Annotated in this window: 18 protein-coding genes; 4 read left to right on the top strand and 14 right to left on the bottom strand. The window is 38.4% G+C overall.

What is annotated here, in order from left to right; all coding sequences use genetic code 11:
* Positions 1-18: 18 nt before the first annotated feature.
* From trmFO to ACFSGI_RS13250, 6 genes are all read right to left on the bottom strand, one after another.
* Positions 19-1,350 carry an FADH(2)-oxidizing methylenetetrahydrofolate--tRNA-(uracil(54)-C(5))-methyltransferase TrmFO gene (gene trmFO, locus ACFSGI_RS13225; RefSeq protein WP_204824584.1) on the bottom strand — a complete coding sequence of 444 codons (1,332 nt, stop codon included), beginning with the start codon at positions 1,348-1,350 and terminating at the stop codon, positions 19-21.
* A 176-nt stretch (positions 1,351-1,526) separates the two neighbouring features.
* Positions 1,527-3,632 (bottom strand): type I DNA topoisomerase, encoded by a 2,106-nt coding sequence (topA, locus tag ACFSGI_RS13230; RefSeq protein WP_204824585.1) that lies wholly within the window; start codon positions 3,630-3,632, stop codon positions 1,527-1,529.
* 37 nt (positions 3,633-3,669) lie between these two features.
* Positions 3,670-4,809: a DNA-processing protein DprA gene (dprA, locus tag ACFSGI_RS13235; protein WP_204824586.1), complete on the bottom strand. Its 1,140-nt coding sequence runs from the start codon at positions 4,807-4,809 to the stop codon at positions 3,670-3,672.
* Positions 4,810-5,084: 275 nt separating this feature from the next.
* Positions 5,085-6,014 carry a succinate--CoA ligase subunit alpha gene (gene sucD / locus ACFSGI_RS13240; RefSeq protein WP_204824587.1) on the bottom strand — a complete coding sequence of 310 codons (930 nt, stop codon included), beginning with the start codon at positions 6,012-6,014 and terminating at the stop codon, positions 5,085-5,087.
* A gap of 42 nt (positions 6,015-6,056) precedes the next feature.
* Positions 6,057-7,214: an ADP-forming succinate--CoA ligase subunit beta gene (sucC, locus tag ACFSGI_RS13245; protein ID WP_069327396.1), complete on the bottom strand. Its 1,158-nt coding sequence runs from the start codon at positions 7,212-7,214 to the stop codon at positions 6,057-6,059.
* A gap of 276 nt (positions 7,215-7,490) precedes the next feature.
* On the bottom strand, positions 7,491-7,973 hold the full coding sequence (locus tag ACFSGI_RS13250; RefSeq protein WP_204824588.1) for a MarR family winged helix-turn-helix transcriptional regulator: 483 nt from the start codon (positions 7,971-7,973) through the stop codon (positions 7,491-7,493).
* 231 nt (positions 7,974-8,204) lie between these two features.
* Here ACFSGI_RS13250 and ACFSGI_RS13255 point away from each other — a divergent pair, with 231 nt between their 5' ends.
* Entirely contained in the window at positions 8,205-8,633 is a 429-nt protein-coding gene (locus ACFSGI_RS13255; protein WP_204824589.1) for an organic hydroperoxide resistance protein, read from the top strand.
* A 387-nt stretch (positions 8,634-9,020) separates the two neighbouring features.
* On the top strand, positions 9,021-9,656 hold the full coding sequence (locus ACFSGI_RS13260; protein WP_204824590.1) for a hypothetical protein: 636 nt from the start codon (positions 9,021-9,023) through the stop codon (positions 9,654-9,656).
* 165 nt (positions 9,657-9,821) lie between these two features.
* On the opposite strand, the gene ACFSGI_RS13265 is transcribed toward ACFSGI_RS13260, so the two are convergent.
* Positions 9,822-9,977 carry a hypothetical protein gene (locus ACFSGI_RS13265; protein ID WP_204825045.1) on the bottom strand — a complete coding sequence of 52 codons (156 nt, stop codon included), beginning with the start codon at positions 9,975-9,977 and terminating at the stop codon, positions 9,822-9,824.
* A gap of 19 nt (positions 9,978-9,996) precedes the next feature.
* On the bottom strand, positions 9,997-10,671 hold the full coding sequence (locus ACFSGI_RS13270; RefSeq protein ID WP_204824591.1) for a sulfite oxidase-like oxidoreductase: 675 nt from the start codon (positions 10,669-10,671) through the stop codon (positions 9,997-9,999).
* Positions 10,672-11,388: 717 nt separating this feature from the next.
* Here ACFSGI_RS13270 and ACFSGI_RS13275 point away from each other — a divergent pair.
* Positions 11,389-12,618, top strand: a complete 1,230-nt coding sequence (locus ACFSGI_RS13275) for a replication initiation protein (RefSeq protein WP_204824592.1) — start codon at positions 11,389-11,391, stop codon at positions 12,616-12,618.
* Positions 12,619-12,654: 36 nt separating this feature from the next.
* Here ACFSGI_RS13275 and ACFSGI_RS13280 read toward each other — a convergent pair whose 3' ends face one another.
* The gene (locus tag ACFSGI_RS13280) at positions 12,655-13,287 is read right to left on the bottom strand and encodes a TetR/AcrR family transcriptional regulator (protein ID WP_204824593.1); all 633 of its coding nucleotides are present in this window, start codon (positions 13,285-13,287) and stop codon (positions 12,655-12,657) included.
* 116 nt (positions 13,288-13,403) lie between these two features.
* On the opposite strand from ACFSGI_RS13280, the gene ACFSGI_RS13285 reads away from it, so the two are divergent.
* Positions 13,404-14,972 carry an FAD-dependent monooxygenase gene (locus ACFSGI_RS13285; RefSeq protein ID WP_204824594.1) on the top strand — a complete coding sequence of 523 codons (1,569 nt, stop codon included), beginning with the start codon at positions 13,404-13,406 and terminating at the stop codon, positions 14,970-14,972.
* A gap of 133 nt (positions 14,973-15,105) precedes the next feature.
* Here the strand turns inward: ACFSGI_RS13285 and ACFSGI_RS13290 are convergent, their stop codons facing one another.
* The 5 genes from ACFSGI_RS13290 to ACFSGI_RS13310 form a co-directional block, all read right to left on the bottom strand.
* A complete protein-coding gene (locus tag ACFSGI_RS13290; RefSeq protein WP_204824595.1) occupies positions 15,106-16,860 on the bottom strand; it encodes a YifB family Mg chelatase-like AAA ATPase in 1,755 nt (584 codons plus the stop codon).
* 122 nt (positions 16,861-16,982) lie between these two features.
* On the bottom strand, positions 16,983-17,351 hold the full coding sequence (locus ACFSGI_RS13295; protein WP_204824596.1) for a YraN family protein: 369 nt from the start codon (positions 17,349-17,351) through the stop codon (positions 16,983-16,985).
* Positions 17,348-17,653, bottom strand: coding sequence for an EscU/YscU/HrcU family type III secretion system export apparatus switch protein (locus tag ACFSGI_RS13300; RefSeq protein ID WP_204824597.1), 306 nt, complete (start codon positions 17,651-17,653; stop codon positions 17,348-17,350). Before ACFSGI_RS13300 ends, ACFSGI_RS13295 begins: the two co-directional genes overlap by 4 nt.
* Positions 17,650-19,794 (bottom strand): hypothetical protein, encoded by a 2,145-nt coding sequence (locus ACFSGI_RS13305; protein WP_204824598.1) that lies wholly within the window; start codon positions 19,792-19,794, stop codon positions 17,650-17,652. Before ACFSGI_RS13305 ends, ACFSGI_RS13300 begins: the two co-directional genes overlap by 4 nt.
* Positions 19,795-20,115: 321 nt before the next feature.
* Positions 20,116-20,736: a ribonuclease HII gene (locus ACFSGI_RS13310; RefSeq protein WP_204824599.1), complete on the bottom strand. Its 621-nt coding sequence runs from the start codon at positions 20,734-20,736 to the stop codon at positions 20,116-20,118.
* Between the last annotated feature and the right edge of the window lie 14 nt (positions 20,737-20,750).

Consider the following 20,750-nt stretch of genomic DNA (forward strand, 5'->3'; position numbering starts at 1 on the left):
TACATAATCAAACGTGAATTATTGTGTAACTTCTGTTTGTTCTAACTCAAAAAATGTTTTGATACTTTCCAAAGCCTGATTTGCCAGCATTTCATTTTTTTCTTTTTTGTTACGAATACGTTTTTCTGGTTTAGGCAACAGACCAAAATTGGCATTCATCGGTTGGAAATGATCTGGATCAGCATGTGTAATATAGTGAGCCATACTTCCTAGTGTACTCTCCAAAGGTAAATGAAGCAATTCTTGCCCTTTAGCTAGACGTGCAGCATTCATACCAGCAATCAATCCAGATGCCGCAGATTCTACATATCCTTCTACACCTGTCATTTGTCCGGCAAAGAAAATACGATGATCATTTTTAAGCTGATATGTATCTTCTAACAGCTTAGGAGAATTGATAAACGTATTACGATGCATAACACCAAAACGGACATACTCTGCATTTTCAAGACCAGGGATCATTGAAAATACACGACGTTGCTCGCCCCATTTCAAATGCGTTTGGAATCCCACAAGATTGTAAAGAGTACCCGCAGCATTATCTTGACGCAATTGAACAACCGCATAAGGTAACTCACCTGTATGAGGATTCACCAAACCTACTGGTTTCATCGGTCCAAATAAAGCTGTTTGTCTACCACGCTTCATCATTACTTCGATAGGCATACAACCTTCAAAATAGATTTCTTTTTCAAAATCTTTTAATTGAGCAGTCTCTGCTTCGATCAGTGCTTCATAAAACGCATTAAACTCTTCTTCATTCATCGGGCAATTCAGGTAAGCGGCTTCACCTTTATCATAGCGTGAAGCTAAATACACTTTATTCATATCAATAGAATCTTTTTCTACAATAGGAGCTGCTGCATCATAGAAATAGAAATATTCTTCACCCAATAAGGATTGAATTTGTTGCGACAAAGCAGGCGATGTTAAAGGGCCTGTTGCAATAACAACAATACCATCTGTAGGAATTTGTTGTAATTCCTCATTCACTACAGTAACCAACGGATGATTGTGTAGCGTAGATGTAATCTCACCGGAGAATCCATCACGATCTACTGCAAGTGCTCCACCTGCTGGAACGGCATGACGATCTGCTGCTCCAAGAACCAACGAATTAAGCATACGCATTTCTTCTTTCATTACGCCTACAGCATTCGCTAACGTATTGGAACGTAAAGAATTACTACACACTAATTCTGCAAATTGATTTGTATGATGCGCTGGTGTTTTTACCACAGGACGCATTTCGTATAAGGTAACAGGTACACCTTGACTTGCTATTTGCCAGGCTGCTTCACTACCAGCAAGACCTGCTCCAATAACGGTTACTTTTTGAATATCTGACACAATAAAAAACCTCCTGCATAATGCACTTAATCTAAATAGTTATAACTTGTACCCTGTTTGAATAAACAAGATACAAGTTATGATAGGTAACGTAGATCAAGAAGATCTACACTGTATTTAATGATACGTATTATACGTGAAAAAGTCTCAAAATCCTATTTTATAGATCGGAAACGTCAATCCACCTCTAATGCTTCATCTTCTTGTTCTTCCACCATTTCGGTATGATCACAATGAGTACATTGCAACTTCACACCTTGTTTGTTACGTTTTTCGACCATCATAGATTCACAGACCGGACAAGGTTTAGGTGATGGACGATCCCATGATACAAAGTCACAATCAGGATAACGATCGCAACCATAGAATACCCGACCTTTTTTGCTGCGTCGCTCAACGACATGCCCTTCTTTACATGTTGGGCAAGTTACGCCTATATCTTTAATAATCGGTTTGGTGTTACGACAATCAGGGAAACCAGAACAGGCTAGGAATTTACCAAAGCGTCCTAATTTATAAACCATTGGCAATCCACATTTGTCACACAGTTCATCAGACACTTCGTCTTCTATTTCAATTTCTTTCATTTCTTCTTCAGCAAATTCTAAGCGCTTTTCAAAAGATTCGTAAAATTCACTTAATACATGAACCCAGTCTTCTTCTCCATCTTCTACATGGTCCAAATTCTGTTCCATATTTGCTGTAAATTCGGCATTCAATATTTCAGGGAAAAATTCTTCCATTTGCTGAATAACCAATTCGCCCAGTTCTGTCGGCATAAATTTCTTTTCTTCTATTGCCACATAACCACGTTTTTGAATCGTTTCAAGTGTAGGCGCATACGTACTTGGTCGTCCTATACCTAACTCTTCTAACGTTTTCACTAGACGTGCCTCTGTATAACGTGGAGGTGGTTGAGTGAAATGCTGTTTGGGTTCAATCTCTTCTTTTTGAAGTTGATCACCTTGAGCAAGTGGTGGTAAAAATTTGTCTCCTTCTTCTTTACCATCATCATTGCCTTCAACATACAATTTCATAAATCCTTGAAAACGTACTTTGGAACCTACAGCACGAAACGTAGTAGGACCTGCTGCAATATCAACAGACAATGTATCCAATACTGCGGAAGACATTTGACTTGCAGCAAACCGTTCCCAGATCAATTTGTATAGACGGAATTGATCACGACTCATCAGTGGTTTCAAAGTGTCAGGTTCACGCAATGCTGAAGTTGGACGAATCGCTTCATGGGCGTCTTGAGCATTAGCGGCTTTTTTAGAATACTGGCGAGGTTCATCAGGAACAAACTCTTTACCGTATTTTTCTAAAATGAATTCTTTCACTTCTTCTTGTGCTGATGCAGCAATACGAGTGGAATCGGTACGCATGTAAGTAATAAGACCAACAGTACCTTCTTTACCTAGATCGATACCTTCATATAATTGTTGAGCAACCGACATTGTTTTAGCAGCGCGGAAATTCAACTTACGAGCAGCTTCCTGTTGTAAAGAAGATGTAGTAAACGGAGCTGAAGGATGACGTAGACGTTCACGCTCTTTAACATTGGTGACTTCAAAAGAAGAATCTCCAATCGCAGCCAAAATTTCTTTTACTTCTTCTTCATTATGAAGGTCTTTTTTCTCACCGTTCAATTTGTTGAACTTGGCTTCAAACGTAGTATCATCAATCGTTAACTTCGCTGTAATACTCCAGTACTCTTCAGCTACAAAGTCAGAAATTTCATTTTCACGATCAATAATAATTTTAACAGCTACCGATTGTACACGACCTGCGGACAAACCTTTTTTTACTTTTTTCCACAATAACGGACTTATTTTATAACCTACCAAGCGATCCAGTATACGACGTGCTTGTTGTGCGTTAACAAGATCCATATTAATTTGGCGTGGTGTTTTGAAAGCGTCTTTGACTGCTTGTTTGGTGATTTCATTAAAAACAACTCGACACATTTCGGATTCGCCAACATCAAGCGCATGAGCTAAGTGCCAAGCAATTGCTTCACCTTCGCGATCCGGATCGGCTGCGAGATAGACTTTTTTTACTTTTTTACGGGCATCTTTTAATTCTTTGAGGATAGAGCCTTTGCCACGAATAGTGATATATCTAGGATCAAAGTTATGTTCCACATCAACACCGATTTGGCTTTTTGGCAAATCTCGAACATGTCCCATGGATGCTTTCACAATATACTTACTACCCAGGTACTTACCGATTGTTTTCGCTTTCGCTGGTGATTCTACAATAACAAGTGTATCTGCCATTAGGTTCGTCCCCCTTTCATTTTATCTTTTATGTGATTTATATTAAGGTATATAACGCGCCAGAGCGTTGACTGATCTGTTTTTTTATGATTAAAGATAACAGAACCGTATGCAAAAGTCCAAAATCAAAATTCGATTGAACATGAAGTTCATCGATCGTTGCATCACCCTGCTCCAATATAAGGTATATCGTTTTTTCGTCTGTTGTCAAATCGAATTTTTTAGAAAAGTCTGAAATTGAAGCATTTGAGCCGCTAATTAGACTGGAATTTTCTTTCATTTCGTATGGATTATCACACCGTTTAATTAAACTTGAATCATATTCCTTCATTATATCTTCTGTAGATGTGACTAGAATCGCTCCTTGTTTAAGTAGAGACAGTGTCCCCTGACTTTTGGGAGAAGTGATAGGCCCCGGTACAGCAAATACATCACGATTCTGTTCCATAGCAAAATCGGCTGTAATCAAAGAACCACTTCTAGCATCTGCTTCGACCACAACTGAGCCATAAGATAACCCGGATATAATTCGATTGCGTTGTGGAAATAAACCAGGCGAAGATTTGGTTCCTATCGGATATTCAGATAAAATTAACCCTTGCTCTGCTATTCGATGATATAATGAACGATTTTCTGCTGGATAAATCATATCAATCGCTGTACCTAGAACCGCGATCGTTTGTCCATTCGCTCTAAGCGCTGCGTCATGACAGACACTATCTATTCCTCTAGCCATTCCGCTTACTATGGTAACACCACGTTCTGCCATTTCACCAGCAAGTAACTCACCAACTTTGCGTCCATAAGCGGTCGGAACCCTTGTCCCTACCATACCGATACAGAAGCTAGATAATAATTCTAATCTGCCTCTAGCGTATAAGATCCAGGGTGGTTGAAAAGTTTCCTTCATTAAAGTAGGATACTCTTCATCTAGCATTGTAATAATATGAATTCCTTGATCGCTATACTTCTTCATTTTGGATATAAGATATTCCGGTTGTAACTGCTCCGGTAAAGATTGAGCTACTTTTTCAGGCATGCCTAATCCACGCCAACTTCCGGCATCCCATTCCGGCAGTTCGCGCAGATCTACATGGTTCTGTAGTATATCGCTCATTCGTTTCCAACCGATTCCAGAAGCTTCACATAGTCCAAGCCATACTAATTTCTCATTCATCATATAATCTCCTTTTCAGGAGCAGGAACAAATCATCCTTCTCCATTTAATCGTAAACCTAACTATTTTGCAAGCGTTTACTTCATTTTTAGGTATTTTTTTCCATTATCTTGATCTTTTTTTGCAAAATAAATGGAAATGAACGCAAAAAAAGCAACCTTTGTCTCCTCAAGAGAATACAAAGGTTGCTTACCTTATACGTTTGTGACTATCTAATTACACCCATTATAAAGAACAGGCTATTAAAAGTCTATACAGATGGCTTAAAGTCTTTTTTAGTGCGTAGTACACTCACTTAAAAGCCCTTTTTCTTCTAAAACTTCAACAAGTGTTGAACCCATTTCAGAAGGAGTAGGTGCTACTTTAATACCGCAAGATTCTAATTTAGAAATTTTTTCAGCAGCAGTACCTTTACCACCGGAAATGATTGCGCCTGCATGTCCCATACGTTTGCCTGGAGGAGCTGTAGCGCCGCCGATAAAGCCTACAACAGGCTTCGTCATATTCGCTTCAATCCACTCTGCAGCTTCTTCTTCTGCTGTACCACCGATCTCACCGATCATGATCACAGCACGTGTATTTGGATCTTCGTTAAATAATTTCAGAATATCAATAAATTCTGAACCTTTAACTGGATCTCCACCGATACCTACCGCAGAGGATTGACCAATTCCACGAGTAGACAATTGATGAACAGCTTCATACGTTAATGTACCACTACGTGATACAACACCTACATAACCTGGCTTGTGAATGTAACCTGGCATAATACCAATTTTACACTCGCCTGGTGTAATAACACCCGGGCAGTTAGGGCCGATCAAAACTGTTTTTTTGCCTTCTAGGTAACGGGATACTTTAACCATATCCAGTACTGGAATACCTTCTGTAATACAGATAACCAGATCTAATTCAGCATCGATTGCTTCAAGAATAGAGTCTGCTGCAAATGCAGGAGGTACATAGATCACACTTGCTGTAGCGCCAGTTTTTTCTTTGGCTTCTACAACGGTATTAAAGACTGGCAATTTTACAGTTTTGCCGTCTTCCAGTGTAATTTCAACATCAGTTCCACCTTTACCAGGTGTTACGCCGCCTACCATTTGAGTACCATAATCTAGCGCACCCTTAGTATGAAAGAGTCCTGTTGCCCCGGTGATACCCTGAGTGATGACTTTTGTATGCTTATCTACCAAAATACTCATTGTTTAGACACAGCTCCTATCACTTAATTTAGGTCCTGGATTTTATACGAGAGCTACGATCTTCTGTGCTCCGTCCGCCATAGAATCCGCGGCAACGATGTTTAGCCCTGATTCGGCGAGAATTTGTTTACCTAAATCTACATTCGTACCTTCAAGTCTTACAACCAAAGGACGATCCAGACCGATTTGTTTGGCAGCTTCAACTACGCCGTTAGCGATAACGTCGCAACGCATAATACCACCAAATATATTAATGAAAATACCTTTTACACTGCTATCGGACAAAATAATTTTGAAAGCTTCTGTTACTTTCTCCGTTGTAGCACCGCCCCCTACGTCAAGGAAGTTAGCCGGTTCGCCCCCATAATATTTGATAATGTCCATTGTCGCCATCGCCAGACCTGCACCGTTGACCATACAACCGATATTACCATCAAGAGCGATATAACTTAGATCGTATTTAGAAGCTTCAATTTCTTTTGCATCTTCTTCATCCAGATCACGAAGTTCAAGAATATCAGGATGTCTAAAGATCGCATTAGAATCAAAGTTCAATTTCGCATCCAAAGCAATCACTTCACCATCGCCTGTTACAACCAATGGATTGATTTCTGCAATAGAGCAATCTTTTTCGATAAATGCAGTATACAATGCAGTCATAAATTTAGCTGCTTTGTTCACTTGCTTAGTCGGAATATTGATTGCGTACGCTAGTTTGCGAGCTTGGAACATTTGTAGACCAATAGCCGGGTCTACGGTTTCACGGAAAATCTTTTCAGGTGTTTTTTCAGCGACTTCTTCAATCTCAGTGCCGCCTTCTTCAGATGCCATGATTACGACTCTACCTGTAGCGCGATCAATAACAACACCTATGTAATATTCTTTTTGAATATCACAGCCTTCTTCGATAAGAAGTCGTTTTACTTCTTTTCCTTCAGGTCCTGTCTGATGCGTTACAAGCACTTTACCCAAAATTTCTTGAGCATACGTACGTACTTCATCTAGACTTTTAGCTACTTTAACTCCGCCAGCTTTACCTCGACCACCAGCATGAATTTGAGCTTTGACAACACACACCGGGCTGCCCAGTGATTGAGCTGCTTCTACAGCTTCTTCTACCGTGAAAGCAACTTTACCTTCCGGTACTACTACTCCGTACTGTTTAAGTACTTGTTTTCCCTGATATTCATGGATATTCATTCAATAAATCCTCCTATCAACATGAATGCATTCCGGCAACATCACCCGGCAAATCAATAACCTTCAATATTGTAACATGTTTTTAAAACGCTTTCCTTAAAAATTTCGCCAATTTACTCCATTTACTGGAAGTTATCTTGAGTAAGCTAGCTCTTACTTAATATATCATGTATACGCTATCAAAGTAAAAAAATAAAAACCCTTTTACCAAATTTCGATAAAAGGGCTGATTTGGAGCTAGATTGTATTGCACAAGATACACGTATTTTGCAACAATTACGATTTATTGTTAGCAGCTTCCATATTGGTTTGATGCACATTATGAAGTAGCTGTTTGAATTCACCTAATAACTCTTCAAGCTTCTTCGTATTCATACAAGTTCCAGTTAAAACATCGTTTGGAATATTAACTGCTTGTTCCTGCAACTTCTGTCCTGCTTCAGTAAGCGTAATATGAACTTTACGCTCATCTTCTGTAGAACGTTTACGAATAATCAAGCCAGCAGCCTCTAAACGTTTGAGTAACGGTGTTAATGTACCTGAATCCAAATACAATGCATTACCTAATTCTTTGACTGTGCATTCTTGCTGTTCCCACAAAACAATCATTACTAAATATTGAGAATAAGTTACTCCCAACCGATCTAGCAATGGTTGGTACATTTTAGTCATCTCACGAGAAGAAGCATAAATAGCAAAACAAAGTTGATTCTCAAGCTTTAACTGTGGGTGTGGATATTCATTTGATTCTGTAGTCATGCTATATCACCTACCTATAATTAATATGAAATATCAATATTCTTATCTAAATCTGTAAACAAACAACAAAATGAGCGACGAACAAGAGTGTGCGAAATCTACTTTATAAGTATGATTATATCATAAAATCTACTGATTTACATAAATATAGCGAAAAATATTTTACTTTTCATATTAATTGTGTTAAATTTAATTTTGTAAAATAAATCGTTTAAAAAGGTGGAGTTATTCATGTTAACAATTCAACAAAAAATGTATGAAACTACAGTAAAAGCAGTCGGCGGACGTGCAGGTTATATTGAATCTTCTAGCCCTGAACTTCGTTTAGATATCGCAACACCAAAAGAAATGGGCGGCGCTGGCGGTGCTGGTACTAACCCTGAACAATTATTTGCAGCAGGTTATTCTGCTTGTTTCGATAGTGCTCTAAATATGGTTGCTCGTATGCAAAAAATCAAACATGAAGGTACAGAAGTGAACGCTACTGTTATGTTTGGTAAAGCTGAAGATGGCGGATTTGCGCTAGCTGTAAAAATGGATGTTTTGGTTAAAGGCGTAGATCGTGAAGTAGCTACTAAACTTGTAGAAGAAGCTCACAACGTATGTCCTTACTCTCGTGCAACACGCGGAAATATCGCTGTTGAATTAAACGTTATCTAATTGTAGATTGTCCAACTTGTACACTATCCCAATAAACCTTTTCTAACTCTACCCCCTTATATAGAGTTTGGAAGACCATTTTCATATAGATGTAACGAAAGAAGCAGTCCCCTAACTGCTTCTTTTTTGTATGCAAATAAAACAATTTTGTTTTTATTATGATTTATTTTCAGAAAGAACAATTTGATTACAAATGCTTAAAAACCTTGCTACAACTGGGATATCATCATTCTTATAATGGATTGACATTTCTTACAAAATGTAAGGTTCGTGTCAAAATCGACTGTTGTGTGTATGTATGTTATAGTGAAAAACGTTATTTCGTTTTCCGATTCAAAAGATTCATCAATTTCTAAAGATGAACTTAACAAACAGGAGGTCTATTTTATGAAACTCAAAATCAGTACTTTTCTACTTGCACTAACCGTTGTAGCTGCGACCGCCGGATGTTCTAATGGCAACACTGAAACACCAGCAAGCACTACACCAACAACAACGAATGAATCTACAGCTACCGATTCTACAGCAACAACAGATGAAAGTACTGCTGTAACTAACAACGAAAATGCTACAAACGAAGACGCAACTACGACAGACACTGCTACAGACAGCACAGACAAAGCAACAACAGATACTACTACTGACAGCACTGCAACAGACATTTCTGTTGAAAAAGTAGCAAGTGCAATCAAAGCACAAAAAATCGATTTGATCTCTGCTCCAGATGAACAAAATAGCTGGGTACTAAACGATGTAAAAGCAACTCGTTATGTAACCGATAAAGACTTAAATAAACAAGAAACGGTTTCGATTTATAGCTTCAAATCCGCTGACGATGCTAAAAAAGGTCTAGAAGATTTGAAAACTCAAACAAGCAAAACACCTTATGACTTGCTTAACAAATCTACTTACACTAAAGGTAATGCTGTAGTGGTATATTGGTTTGAGCCTTCTTTAAACAAAGGTAGCAAAGAAAAAGGCATGTTAGATGCTCAACTTCAAAAAGCAGTAGATAGCTTGTAAGTTAAGTTCAGACTTTTGCATACAAGTTTGAATCCTATAAATATGTTGTAATATGAAATGAACCGTTTATAAAAGAACCGTTTTTTTATAAACGGTTCTTTTTTCTGCACTTATTATTCATATTATGACTGTACTCGATCTTACTGCTATCAACTATGAGTATATCTATTCTCTTCCACCTGTAAAAGGATTGATCTCATACGTAAGATCACGCCCTGCTTTTTTCTCTTCATGTGCTATACGTTTACCGATTCCTGCATAATACAGAACGCCAGCCACTGCTGATACAACTGTTACGATAATAAAACCTATTCCATTCATATTTATCAGCTCCTAATGATTAGTCAGCTTCACAATATTTCCATTCATCTTCTGGCATTTCATATTCATCGGAAGAAAAACGTTGTTCCTGGAAAGGATCAGCTACATTATGGAATCCATGATTTTCCCAGAATCCCCGGCGATCTTCTTTCATAAATTCAATCCCACGTATCCATTTAGCACTTTTCCAAAAATAAAATTTCGGAACAATCATCCGTAACGGGCCACCATGTTTAGCTGTAATTGGCTGATCATCATAGTTCCAAGCTAACAGTACATCTTCATCCATTAGATCTTTCAGCGCTACATTAGTCTCGTAATCAGGATCTGCATGAATCATTACATATTTTGCTTCTGATTTTACTTTCAATACCTTCAACAGATCAGAAAATTTGACACCTTCCCATGCTGTATCAAATTTAGACCAGCGAGTTACACAATGAATATCGCTTACAGTACGCGTTACAGGTAACTTTTGCAAATCTTCAAATGTAAAAAACTGCTCTTCTTCTACTTCTCCAAAAATACGTAGATTCCATAGATTCATATCATATTCAGGCACACTACCTTCATGCAAAATCGGGAAACTCTCTGTAAGTGTCTGTCCTGGAGGTAAGCGATGTTGCATATCTTGCCCTAATTCAGGCGTTTGCGGGATTCTAGCACCCTTTAGACGATCTGCTTTATTTTGCATCCTCAACTCTCCTGTCGGTTTCATTTATATTCTATATTTTAACATTAATTATGACCTATTTATAGCAATGGTTATTGATAAGCAATACGAAGTATAGATACAAAAGATTTTTGATGATGATACGAAATCGGACAAATATAGGGTCATTTTCTCCAAAATCGCTTGTAAACGATATATTTTCAGCAAAACAAGCTCAATTTAACTTTACTATGGACAAAAATAGGGTGTATATTTTGATTTTTATATGATTACCCTATTTTTGTCCGTCGAAAAACAAGATCAACTTGTTCATCACCCTATTTTTGTCGCATTTCATTTTGAAATTGGTCTTTAGTGGATAATATTAGTCGTTTATTCACGCCCTATTTCTGTCCATAGTACGCCCTACTATTGTCTACACTTCGTCCTATTTTTGTCGCACTCTACCCTACAATTGTCTATAGTCACACCCTAAATCTGTCTAAGACTTGCCCTCTTTTGGTCTATAGTTCGCCCTATAATTGTCCATCTTTCACCCTATTTTTGTCTTATATTACGACTCTAAAGCTATTAGCACCAACAGATTGATGATGCGGTAAACAAGTAAATATTTTAAAACAATAAAAACAAGCTATGTAAAATAAGATAAACAACTCAAAGTAAATCATTGTGCTGATTAAGCTACTTTTATAATAAATAATCTATTATAATGAAGGAACGTCTTGGAGGTTATAACATATGAAGAAAAATAATTTAGTTACAAAGTCTAATGATCTTATAGAAATGCCTTTGAAAATGAGTGTAGTAGAATTACGTATCATTTATGTGCTTATTAGTATTATTTCGCCTGATGATCAGGAATTTCAACGATATCGCTTTAAAATCAGTGAATTTGCCAAATTAGCAGGTGTTAAAAATAAAAATATTTATGCACAAGTGAAAGAATATACACTTAATCTGATGTCGCATCCTTTTTACATCAATGAAAACTTACAAGTAAACTGGTTAGCGTCTGCTGAGTACTTTCCTAATGAAGGTATTATAGAAGTAGAATTTTCACCCAAGCTCAAGCCTTATCTACTTCAATTGAAAGAAAAATTCACTTCTTTTCGTTTAAACGATATTTTAAAACTAAAAAGTGCGTATTCGATGCGAATTTATGAACTATTGAAACAATATGAAAAGCTAGGTCAACGTACGCTTAAAGTACAGCGTTTGAAAGAATTACTCGGTATAGAAGATCAATATCCTGTGTACTCTGATTTTAAAAAGCGTGTAATCACCAAAGCACAGCAAGAAATCAACAAAAGTACAGATATCGAATTTAATTATGTGGAGCGTAAAAGTGGTCGTAAAGTAGATGAGATCGTATTCACGATCAAAACCAAAGCTAAGCAGACCGTAACGATGCTTCCTCCTACCGAAGCGTTAGCCACTGTACAACCTCATACAGCCAATCGGTTGAGCGATCGGTTAAAAAAAGAATTTGGATTAACTACCGTCACAATTCAAACGATTCTAAAATCTTATGAAAAAGAATATATTACAGAGATTCTAGATGTAGTCAAAATAGATGTACTGAGTGGACGTGTAAACGATATTCCAGCTTATACTGTAGCTGCGCTAAAAAATGATTATCGCAAAAAGAAAACGGAACTGGATATCGAATTGGATCGACAACAAGCTATCAAATTAGAAAAAGAACAAAAGTCGCAGTTACAACAACAATATTATGCGACTGTTGCCGAAAAGCTGAATCAGTACATTATTGCTATGAGTGAAGAACAGCTAAATCTAGAAGTTCAAGCGATGTTACATAGTGTAGCTGACAAAGATATTGAAATTATTATCACAGATGTTCGTGATCCACAATTGATGTCTGGTGGTTACTTTAGACAATATCTCAATAAAAAATATTTTAGTGATTATACATTTGATGTATTTATGCTAGACTTCACCAAAGCTTAAAAAAAGAGAAGTAGCTATAATAGCCACTTCTCTTTTTTATGACCCCATAGGCGCATAAGCACGAAGAAAAACACGTACCCCTTCAGTGATGATATGCTTCACTTGCTCTTGATCCAAATTTTCAGGTTTCGGCTGATTAAATACTAGCAGAATTGTTAATGCAACAAAGTGCTTGGCAGCCATATGAGGATCAGGGATATTCAATAATTTATTTTCTCCAAACGCTATAAACCTCTTGATAATACCTTCTTCTGTTGCACGATCCATATCTTCATAAAAAGATTCTGGCAAATTAGCAACCTCTACCATAGTTAGACGGATCAAAGCTTTATAATCAGACGAACCATTAGCAAAAACAACTATTTGTTCACAAAATAAAATAAGAGCTTGCTCCAAATCATCAAATTCCAAAAGGTGATCTGAAATCGCTTGTTCAATCATATTCAGAACCGTTGAACTGGTTTCTTCCATAACCGTAAGTAATAAATGTTGTTTATCCCCATAATAATCGTACACAGTCCGCTTAGAGACCCCGGCTCTATGAGCAATAGCATCAACACTCGCTTGGTTAAATCCCTCCGTTAAAAAAAGTTCTCGTGCTGCTGCAATAATTTTAGTTCGTTTATCTAAAGAGCCTTTACGAATTTTTTTATTTTCTATAGTGTTCATTCTCACATTCCCCCTTATAAGTATATTATCAAAATTCAATTAAACTTCCACTTTACTAATTACACTGCACGGTGTAGTATAATTTATAATCTACTATCTCAAGGAGGATTATATACATGGAAACGATCTTTTCTTCTGTTGATGTGCTTATTGTTGGAGCTGGACCTACAGGGCTTACACTTGCTTGCGATCTTGCCCGTCGAAATATTAACCATCGCATCATTGATAAAAACACTTTCTATAACGTCGCATCCCGATCCAAAGCTATTCAACCTCGTTCTCTTGAAGTTGTTGACGATTTGGAAGCTATTGACTACATTTTAGATACCGGTGTTGTCGATTTGCCTGTTCGTTATTATAATGCAGATGGTAAAAGCATAGATAAGCCTTCTATTACTGTTGCCGCTAGTAGCAAGCTTGAGACACGCTATCGTAATCCAGTCTGGATTGCTCAATTTGATGTAGAAAAAGCATTACGTGATCGCTATGCTGATCTGGGTGGTCAAGTCGAGTTAGGGATAGAAGCTGTAAAGCTTGTTCAAGATTTGAGTGGAGTAACAGTAACTGTCAAGACATTGCAAGGAGAAGAGCAAATTCATGCTTCTTATGTAGTCGGTGCAGATGGGGGTAAAAGTAATATTCGCAAATTTATTCAATTGCCACTGGTTGGAGAAACATATGATAATGAGCGGTGGTATCTGGGAGATATACAATTAGAAGGTCTGGATCGTGATCGTATTCATATCTGGACATCTTCAGAAGGAATGTTAGGGCTAACTCCACTACCCCAATCGAATATTTGGCAACTGCAAGCTACTATTTCAGCAGACATTCAAAATCCAGCAGAACCATCTTTAGAATTGTATCAGACTATGTTAGATCAACGAGCAGGTACTGGGCGTGTTAAGCTCACTCATGCATCATGGCTGTCTATTTACCGAATCAATGTGCGGATGGTTGAATGTTATCACAGCCATAGCGTTTTCCTTGCTGGTGATGCGGCACATGTTCATTCTCCAGCAGGAGGTCAGGGTATGAATACAGGTATACAAGATGCCTATAATCTCGGATGGAAACTAGCCGCCGTACTTCAAGGAGCTGATAGAACGTTACTTCATACTTATGATGAAGAGCGCCGTCCTATTGCTCAAGCCGTTCTTGAAGATAGTTCTAAGAAAATAAAATCACTTACTGCAACAGTGACTGCAAGTGAATCGTTGTCCCAATCTTTAAGTACAATATCCGATGATCTGACAAGCGGGCTTCCTATTTCCTATCGCTCTAGTTCGCTTACTCGTTCATTTACTGGAAAAAATACTCCTCTTTTACTACCTGGAGATCGTGCTCCTAATGCTGATATGCTGCAAAGTAAAGATTTTTTTGGAAGTATTTTTGATCTGCTACGTGGTACACACTGGACAGTTTTAGCTTTTGTCAATCATACCGATCCTTCTGCATTAGAAAATCTTAGTCATGACCAGGTTCGCCTGTATAGTATACTTCCATCGGATACAGAGACAACAGATCAGATCATTGATAAAGCAGGAAATGCTTATCGAATTTACAATATATTAAATGAAGAACTCTTATTAATTCGTCCAGATGGCTATATTGCACTACGTACTTCTATAGAAGAGTCCACATCTATTTTACAATATTTAAATTCTATCTATGGCTCACTTTAAATAGAATAGATTATTCAAATGAACAAACCAAGTGAACAGAAGGATTCACATCAATCATTGCTCCTGTTCACTTGGTTATCTATATCCTATTGATACATCGTTATTATATTGATCTATAGTATTACTTCTCCACTCACGAATGACTCAGATCCAATTGACGATATTGAATCGCTTCTGCTATATGAACTGCTTCAATCTGTTCTATATTTTCCAGATCTGCAATCGTCCGCGCTAATTTCAAAATTCGATCTCTTGCACGCATACTCATTCCTAATTGTTCAAAAGCTGTTTCTAACAGTTGATTCGCTGATTCAGACAAAAACGTATACTCACGTAACCATTTACCTGATAATTCACTATTCCAATGAATATCCAAATGCTGATATCGCTTCAATTGAATCTGATGTGCTTGCTCTACGATGTTACGCATACTTGCCGAATCATAACCGGTATCTTCTGTTCCTGCTTTGGCACGTTGCCAATCTTGCTCGGTGGGACGAGGAACTTCTATTTGCAAATCTATTCGATCTAACAAAGGACCTGATATTTTGGAACGATAACGAGCAATCTGACTGTGACTACATGTACAAGGGTGAGCCGCATGTGTGCTACCCAGATATCCACAAGGACATGGATTCATTGAACCTGCTAATAAGAAATTAGCTGGAAATGAGAATACCGCTCGTGCACGACTAATCGTTACTTGATGATCTTCGAGCGGTTGCCGTAATACTTCTAATACCGATCTCGGAAATTCTGGCAATTCATCTAAAAATAAAATGCCCTGATGCGCTAGACTGACTTCTCCCGGCTTCGGTATACTTCCTCCACCAATCAATCCTGTAACTGTTGTACTATGGTGAGGTGCACGAAAAGGACGCATAGAAACCAAACCAGCGTTAGCGTCTTTGAATCGCCCGGACACACTAAAAATCTTAGTCACTTCCAATGCTTCCGAGTCTGTTAATACAGGTAAAATAGTAGGCAGACGCTTAATGAGCATCGTTTTCCCTGTACCCGGAGGCCCTAACAACAAAATATTATGCATTCCCGCAGCAGCAATCATCAAAGCTCGCTTTACATGCTGTTGACCAAATACATCTCCATAATCTTCTTGCATCGTTGAACCGGAATAAGAAGGATATTCCTTTTTTGATCTTTGAACAAGCAACGGTGGAAGAATCACTATTTTACGTGGATCAGATTTCTTTGTAGATACACTTGATATATCGCTGACAGGTTGAGCTGTATAGATAGGTTCAGTGGAAGATGTATTGGTATGGATTTGTTTGACTACGATCTCTGGTTGACCTGGCAAAGACATTCGAAACGATTCTATATGATCTTGTTGGACAGGCTGATCTTTTGAGACAGTTGAATGATCTAATGAACCCGCAAATAAATCATGTAAATGATGAATACTATACACATTAATTCCTTCGACCAATACTGCTTCTGCTGCATTTTCTTGAGGAACCAATACCGATTTCAAACCATGCTGACGTGCTGTATCTACCATCGATAATACACCCGGCACAGGTCGCAATGTACCATCTAATGCTAATTCTCCAATGAGTAACATCTGCTCGGCATCTGGTAATATGATCTGATCACTTGTTGTCAAAATCCCTAGTGCGATCGCAAGATCAAAAGCTGATCCTTCTTTACGCAGATCTGCTGGTGCTAGATTGATCGTGACTCGTTGATTAGGAAAAGTAAATCCGCAGTTTTTGATAGCTGAACGTACTCTTTCAATTGATTCTCGAATAGCTGAATCTGGTAGCCCGATAATAGCAACCATCGGTAGACCATTAGACAGATCAGTCTCTACTTCTACCATTACTCCATTGATTCCCTGCAAACAAGCACTAAACAATTTACCATACATATCAAAAAAACACCCTTTCTCCAAAACCTTCTAAATCTCGCTACTGATTACAGTGCGGATATCCATGATGGTTTACTGAAAAAGGGTGCTTCCTCTATTTTCAATAGATTAATTTCAATTAATTATACAAAAGCAGCTACAATATGTTCTAACTCTACTACCTGATACGAATGATTCATCTGAATCGTGATGACATCATATCGAAAAGGAAAATGAGATTGCTTATTGTGATGAGCATATACTTCTGCCGTTTCACGTATTTGTTTTTGTTTACGCCAATCTACCGATTCAGCCGGTGTACCAAATAAATCGCTTGTACGACTTCGCACTTCAACAATCACAATCGTGCCTTCATAGTAAGCAATAATATCTAATTCACCACTACGACAGCTCCAATTACGATAGCCAATCTGATAACCTTGTTGTTCTAAATAATAAGCTGCTGTATCTTCAGCGATGCGTCCTTTGTATTTGCGATCATCTGTTTTCACCGATTATGACCGCCTCGATTCAGGTTTTTATCCGCACGATAAATAAAGCTAAGAATCTCAGCTACCAGTTCAAATAATTCGCCCGGGATTTGTTGATCCAGATCAAGCTTAGACAATACTTCTACTAAAGCAGCATCTTGTTGAACAGCTACACCAGCTTCTTTCGCTTTTTCAAGAATACTTTCAGCAATACGTCCTTTTCCTTTGGCAACGACTATTGGAGCAGTATTTTGATTAGGATCGTATTTGAGAGCAACTGCTCTTTTGGCTCTCATTGCCATATCGTCTTTGGGCTTATTCATATTTTCATATCCACCCCTTTATAATCAGGCGGCGCATAACGTTGTAAAAGATCAGGATCAGATATACTTGTATTGTTCTCAGACGTATTTGATCGAATAGGCATAGTATCTACTTTGAGCGATAGTAATTGGTACCCTAACGCTCCCATAGCTGTAGCCATCTCTTCGCGTTTACTTTCGACAAGCGGTGCAAGTTGTTCTAGATCATTATGCACTTTAAGAGTTACAATTTTGTCTACAACATGCACATCGACAAGTGTAGGGCCTAATGAATGCATATCGAGATCGAACCATAGACGGCAATTAGAAGCATCTAGTTCTCCTTTAGGGCCACGACGAGACTGAATCTGTACAGAAGCCGTTTCTTGTCCATCCGGCCCTTTAAAAGGCACAAACATCGTCACTTGTGCAAATGGCGCTGTACGGTCGGTATTTAATAATAATTGCTGACCGGTTAATTGCTGTACCAATTGTTGGGCAGCATCTTTTAATGCTGGCGGTACATCATCTGCGGCTGTCAATTGGAGCAAAAGCCCTTTTAAAGTATCTTGAGCTTTACTGACTGCATCATCTGTATTAGCAGCGATCTGTTGAGCGATATGAGCAGGATTGGTCGCTTCCAGACTATTTGGGTTTTTCAACAGAGAAGGATTCGGTAAAAGATCATCTGTTGGTATATTTTGCCCGTTTACTATTATCTGCGAATTTGCAGTGACTTGTTTTGGAGTCGCCGGATTTTGTAACTCTGCTTCTGGAGCAATAAGTGAATCATTAGCACCTGTTTGTTGCAATACATTCGGATTGGCTGGATTAGCAACCCGAGACGCAGGTGTAGGTAATTGTTCTTCTACTGTATTATTTAAAGTTCCATTCAGTATATTAGATGCAAGAGCCGGATTATTATTACGAGATGTTGCAGGATCTAATAACGCTTGTGTTTGATTTAGTCCATTCGCACTTAGAGATGCTGGTGTCTGCTCACCGCGTGTAGCTACTGCTTCGGGTGAAGAGTTATTTACACTTGCGCGCACCATTTGTTGTTCATGCTCTGCTCCTAATAATTTCAACACACGACCTAACCATGGTTCTGTTGCTTGAGCTTTAAGATTGACTGTTGTTGCTGTATTTGTAGAGTTTGCTGGAACAGGCTGAGCATCATCATCTGTTGTTGCAGATAAGGATTGATTAACCGATGCAGCAGCAGATGGAGCGACATCATCTGCTGGCTGTGCTTGAGCATTTACTGTTGCTATCGTTGTAGATGCTATTGGTGATTGAGGTACAGTAGGATTCGGCACAGATGGTGAAGTTAATTTACCACCAGTGGCATCTGTAGCCTGTTCTCCAGATTGAGCAACAATACTTCCCAATTGATCAAGTACAGTCTGCAATTTTCCCAATAAAGCAGACGTTGTATTATTGCTTGGTGCTGGATTTGCATTTCCGCTAACTGCCGGGTTATTTCCCGCTGGATTTGAAGATACAGTCTCTGGATTTTGATTGGCACTGGTGCCTGTATTTACATTAGCAGCATTGTTTTGTACTTGTGTCACTGTAGCACGAACCAGATTATCCAGATTACTCAATAGATCATGAAGAGGAGGGCCGAATATAGCTTGTTGTAGACCGCTCACGCTTTGCGCTGTAACAGGTAGACCGCGCTGAATCGCTACAGCCGCAGATTGTACCCATTCTCCTACAGGCACACCGGCTGGCTTTTGAGAAAGAGTAGCTTGTATATTTTTGACATTATCGGCGTTCAGTGTTATTCCTGATGCTCTCATCTGGGTAATCATTTCACGATTTTCTTTGGTATCCGGTAAATTAAAAGAATCCAATACTTCTCCCATAGACGCATTCGGTAAAGGATTGGCTGGATTACCTGCTACAGGCTTGAGCACAGGCATGCCATCTTGATCAGGAGGCTGTACTTGCAGTAAAGTGGTTGCGCCTTGCTGTAAAGGAGTCTCTAATTTGGCTCTTACTTTGACCCCTTGAATTTGAACAACAGCTTCTTGTCCGTCTTCAGATACGCTTGTCACCACTCCGCGGACAACTTGCCCTTCTTTCAATTCCATTTGCTTTGCTTCACCTGGTTTGCTATCTCCTATAAGTCCACGGAATAGTGATCCAATATTCATAGTAATCCCTCCTATCATTGTTTTTATTGAACGTTGCCTACATTTTGGTATAGATAACAAGTAGACTATAAATATATTCATAGTAATACAGACGATGTATAGTCTATGCTTATGTATATTTTGATTTAATGTTTGTTGGTTCGATTATCTTATTTATCGGCTAAAAAGCTGTTGATCATGAGCATAGATCTGTACAAAAAAAGAACCCGCTCTTTATAGTAAGATGCGGGTTCTTCCCTTAGCATGTCTATTTCTATCTTCACATAAAGTAATATAGATGCATGATAAATCATTCTATACTAGAATTCAATACTTTTATGTTTAAAATAAAGTCGGTTGTTCTAGTAACAAATTACCTAAAAAGCTTTTACGATGTAGTGGTGTGATGCCCTGCGCTATAATCTGAGCACGATGAACTTTGGTCGCATATCCTTTATGTCCAGCGATCCCGTAGCCAGGATATTGCTCTTCCCATTCACCTACACACAGACGATCACGAGTGACTTTGGCAATAATGGAAGCTGCTGCAATACTATGGCTATTCGAATCTCCTTTAATAATCGAGCGTTGCGGAATATCCAGATCGACCTTTTCAGCATCTACTAGAATATAATCAGGAGATACGCTTAATTGTTGCAAAGCGATCTTCATCGCTAAACGAGCGGCTTGCTTAATATTGATCTCATCAATCGTTGCTGCATCGACATAGCCGACACCTACAGCGAGCGCTTGCTCCATAATCTGATCATAGAGTTGCTCTCGCTTTTTTTCAGACAGCTTTTTGGAGTCATTCACACCTTCGATGATTACACCTTCAGGCATAATTACCGCAGCAGCGATCACATCACCAAATAGGCAACCTCGTCCTACTTCATCTACACCAGCAATATAATGATAACCTTCTGTGATACATTCACGTTCATACTTTAACAATTCTGACATGATGATTCCTCCAA

It is taken from the genome of Paenibacillus nicotianae (assembly GCF_042681745.1).
Taxonomy (GTDB): domain Bacteria; phylum Bacillota; class Bacilli; order Paenibacillales; family Paenibacillaceae; genus Saccharibacillus; species Saccharibacillus nicotianae.

Coding starts and splice junctions, on each gene's coding strand:
- ACFSGI_RS13285 (WP_204824594.1), top strand. CDS start 13,404: ATGGAAACGATCTTTTCTTCTGTTGATGTGCTTATTGTTGGAGCTGGA.
- topA (WP_204824585.1), bottom strand. CDS start 3,632: ATGGCAGATACACTTGTTATTGTAGAATCACCAGCGAAAGCGAAAACA.
- ACFSGI_RS13310 (WP_204824599.1), bottom strand. CDS start 20,736: ATGTCAGAATTGTTAAAGTATGAACGTGAATGTATCACAGAAGGTTAT.
- ACFSGI_RS13270 (WP_204824591.1), bottom strand. CDS start 10,671: ATGCAAAATAAAGCAGATCGTCTAAAGGGTGCTAGAATCCCGCAAACG.
- ACFSGI_RS13255 (WP_204824589.1), top strand. CDS start 8,205: ATGTTAACAATTCAACAAAAAATGTATGAAACTACAGTAAAAGCAGTC.
- sucD (WP_204824587.1), bottom strand. CDS start 6,014: ATGAGTATTTTGGTAGATAAGCATACAAAAGTCATCACTCAGGGTATC.
- ACFSGI_RS13250 (WP_204824588.1), bottom strand. CDS start 7,973: ATGACTACAGAATCAAATGAATATCCACACCCACAGTTAAAGCTTGAG.
- ACFSGI_RS13265 (WP_204825045.1), bottom strand. CDS start 9,977: ATGAATGGAATAGGTTTTATTATCGTAACAGTTGTATCAGCAGTGGCT.
- ACFSGI_RS13300 (WP_204824597.1), bottom strand. CDS start 17,653: ATGAATAAGCCCAAAGACGATATGGCAATGAGAGCCAAAAGAGCAGTT.
- ACFSGI_RS13275 (WP_204824592.1), top strand. CDS start 11,389: ATGAAGAAAAATAATTTAGTTACAAAGTCTAATGATCTTATAGAAATG.
- ACFSGI_RS13290 (WP_204824595.1), bottom strand. CDS start 16,860: ATGTATGGTAAATTGTTTAGTGCTTGTTTGCAGGGAATCAATGGAGTA.
- sucC (WP_069327396.1), bottom strand. CDS start 7,214: ATGAATATCCATGAATATCAGGGAAAACAAGTACTTAAACAGTACGGA.
- ACFSGI_RS13280 (WP_204824593.1), bottom strand. CDS start 13,287: ATGAACACTATAGAAAATAAAAAAATTCGTAAAGGCTCTTTAGATAAA.
- dprA (WP_204824586.1), bottom strand. CDS start 4,809: ATGAATGAGAAATTAGTATGGCTTGGACTATGTGAAGCTTCTGGAATC.
- ACFSGI_RS13305 (WP_204824598.1), bottom strand. CDS start 19,794: ATGAATATTGGATCACTATTCCGTGGACTTATAGGAGATAGCAAACCA.
- ACFSGI_RS13260 (WP_204824590.1), top strand. CDS start 9,021: ATGAAACTCAAAATCAGTACTTTTCTACTTGCACTAACCGTTGTAGCT.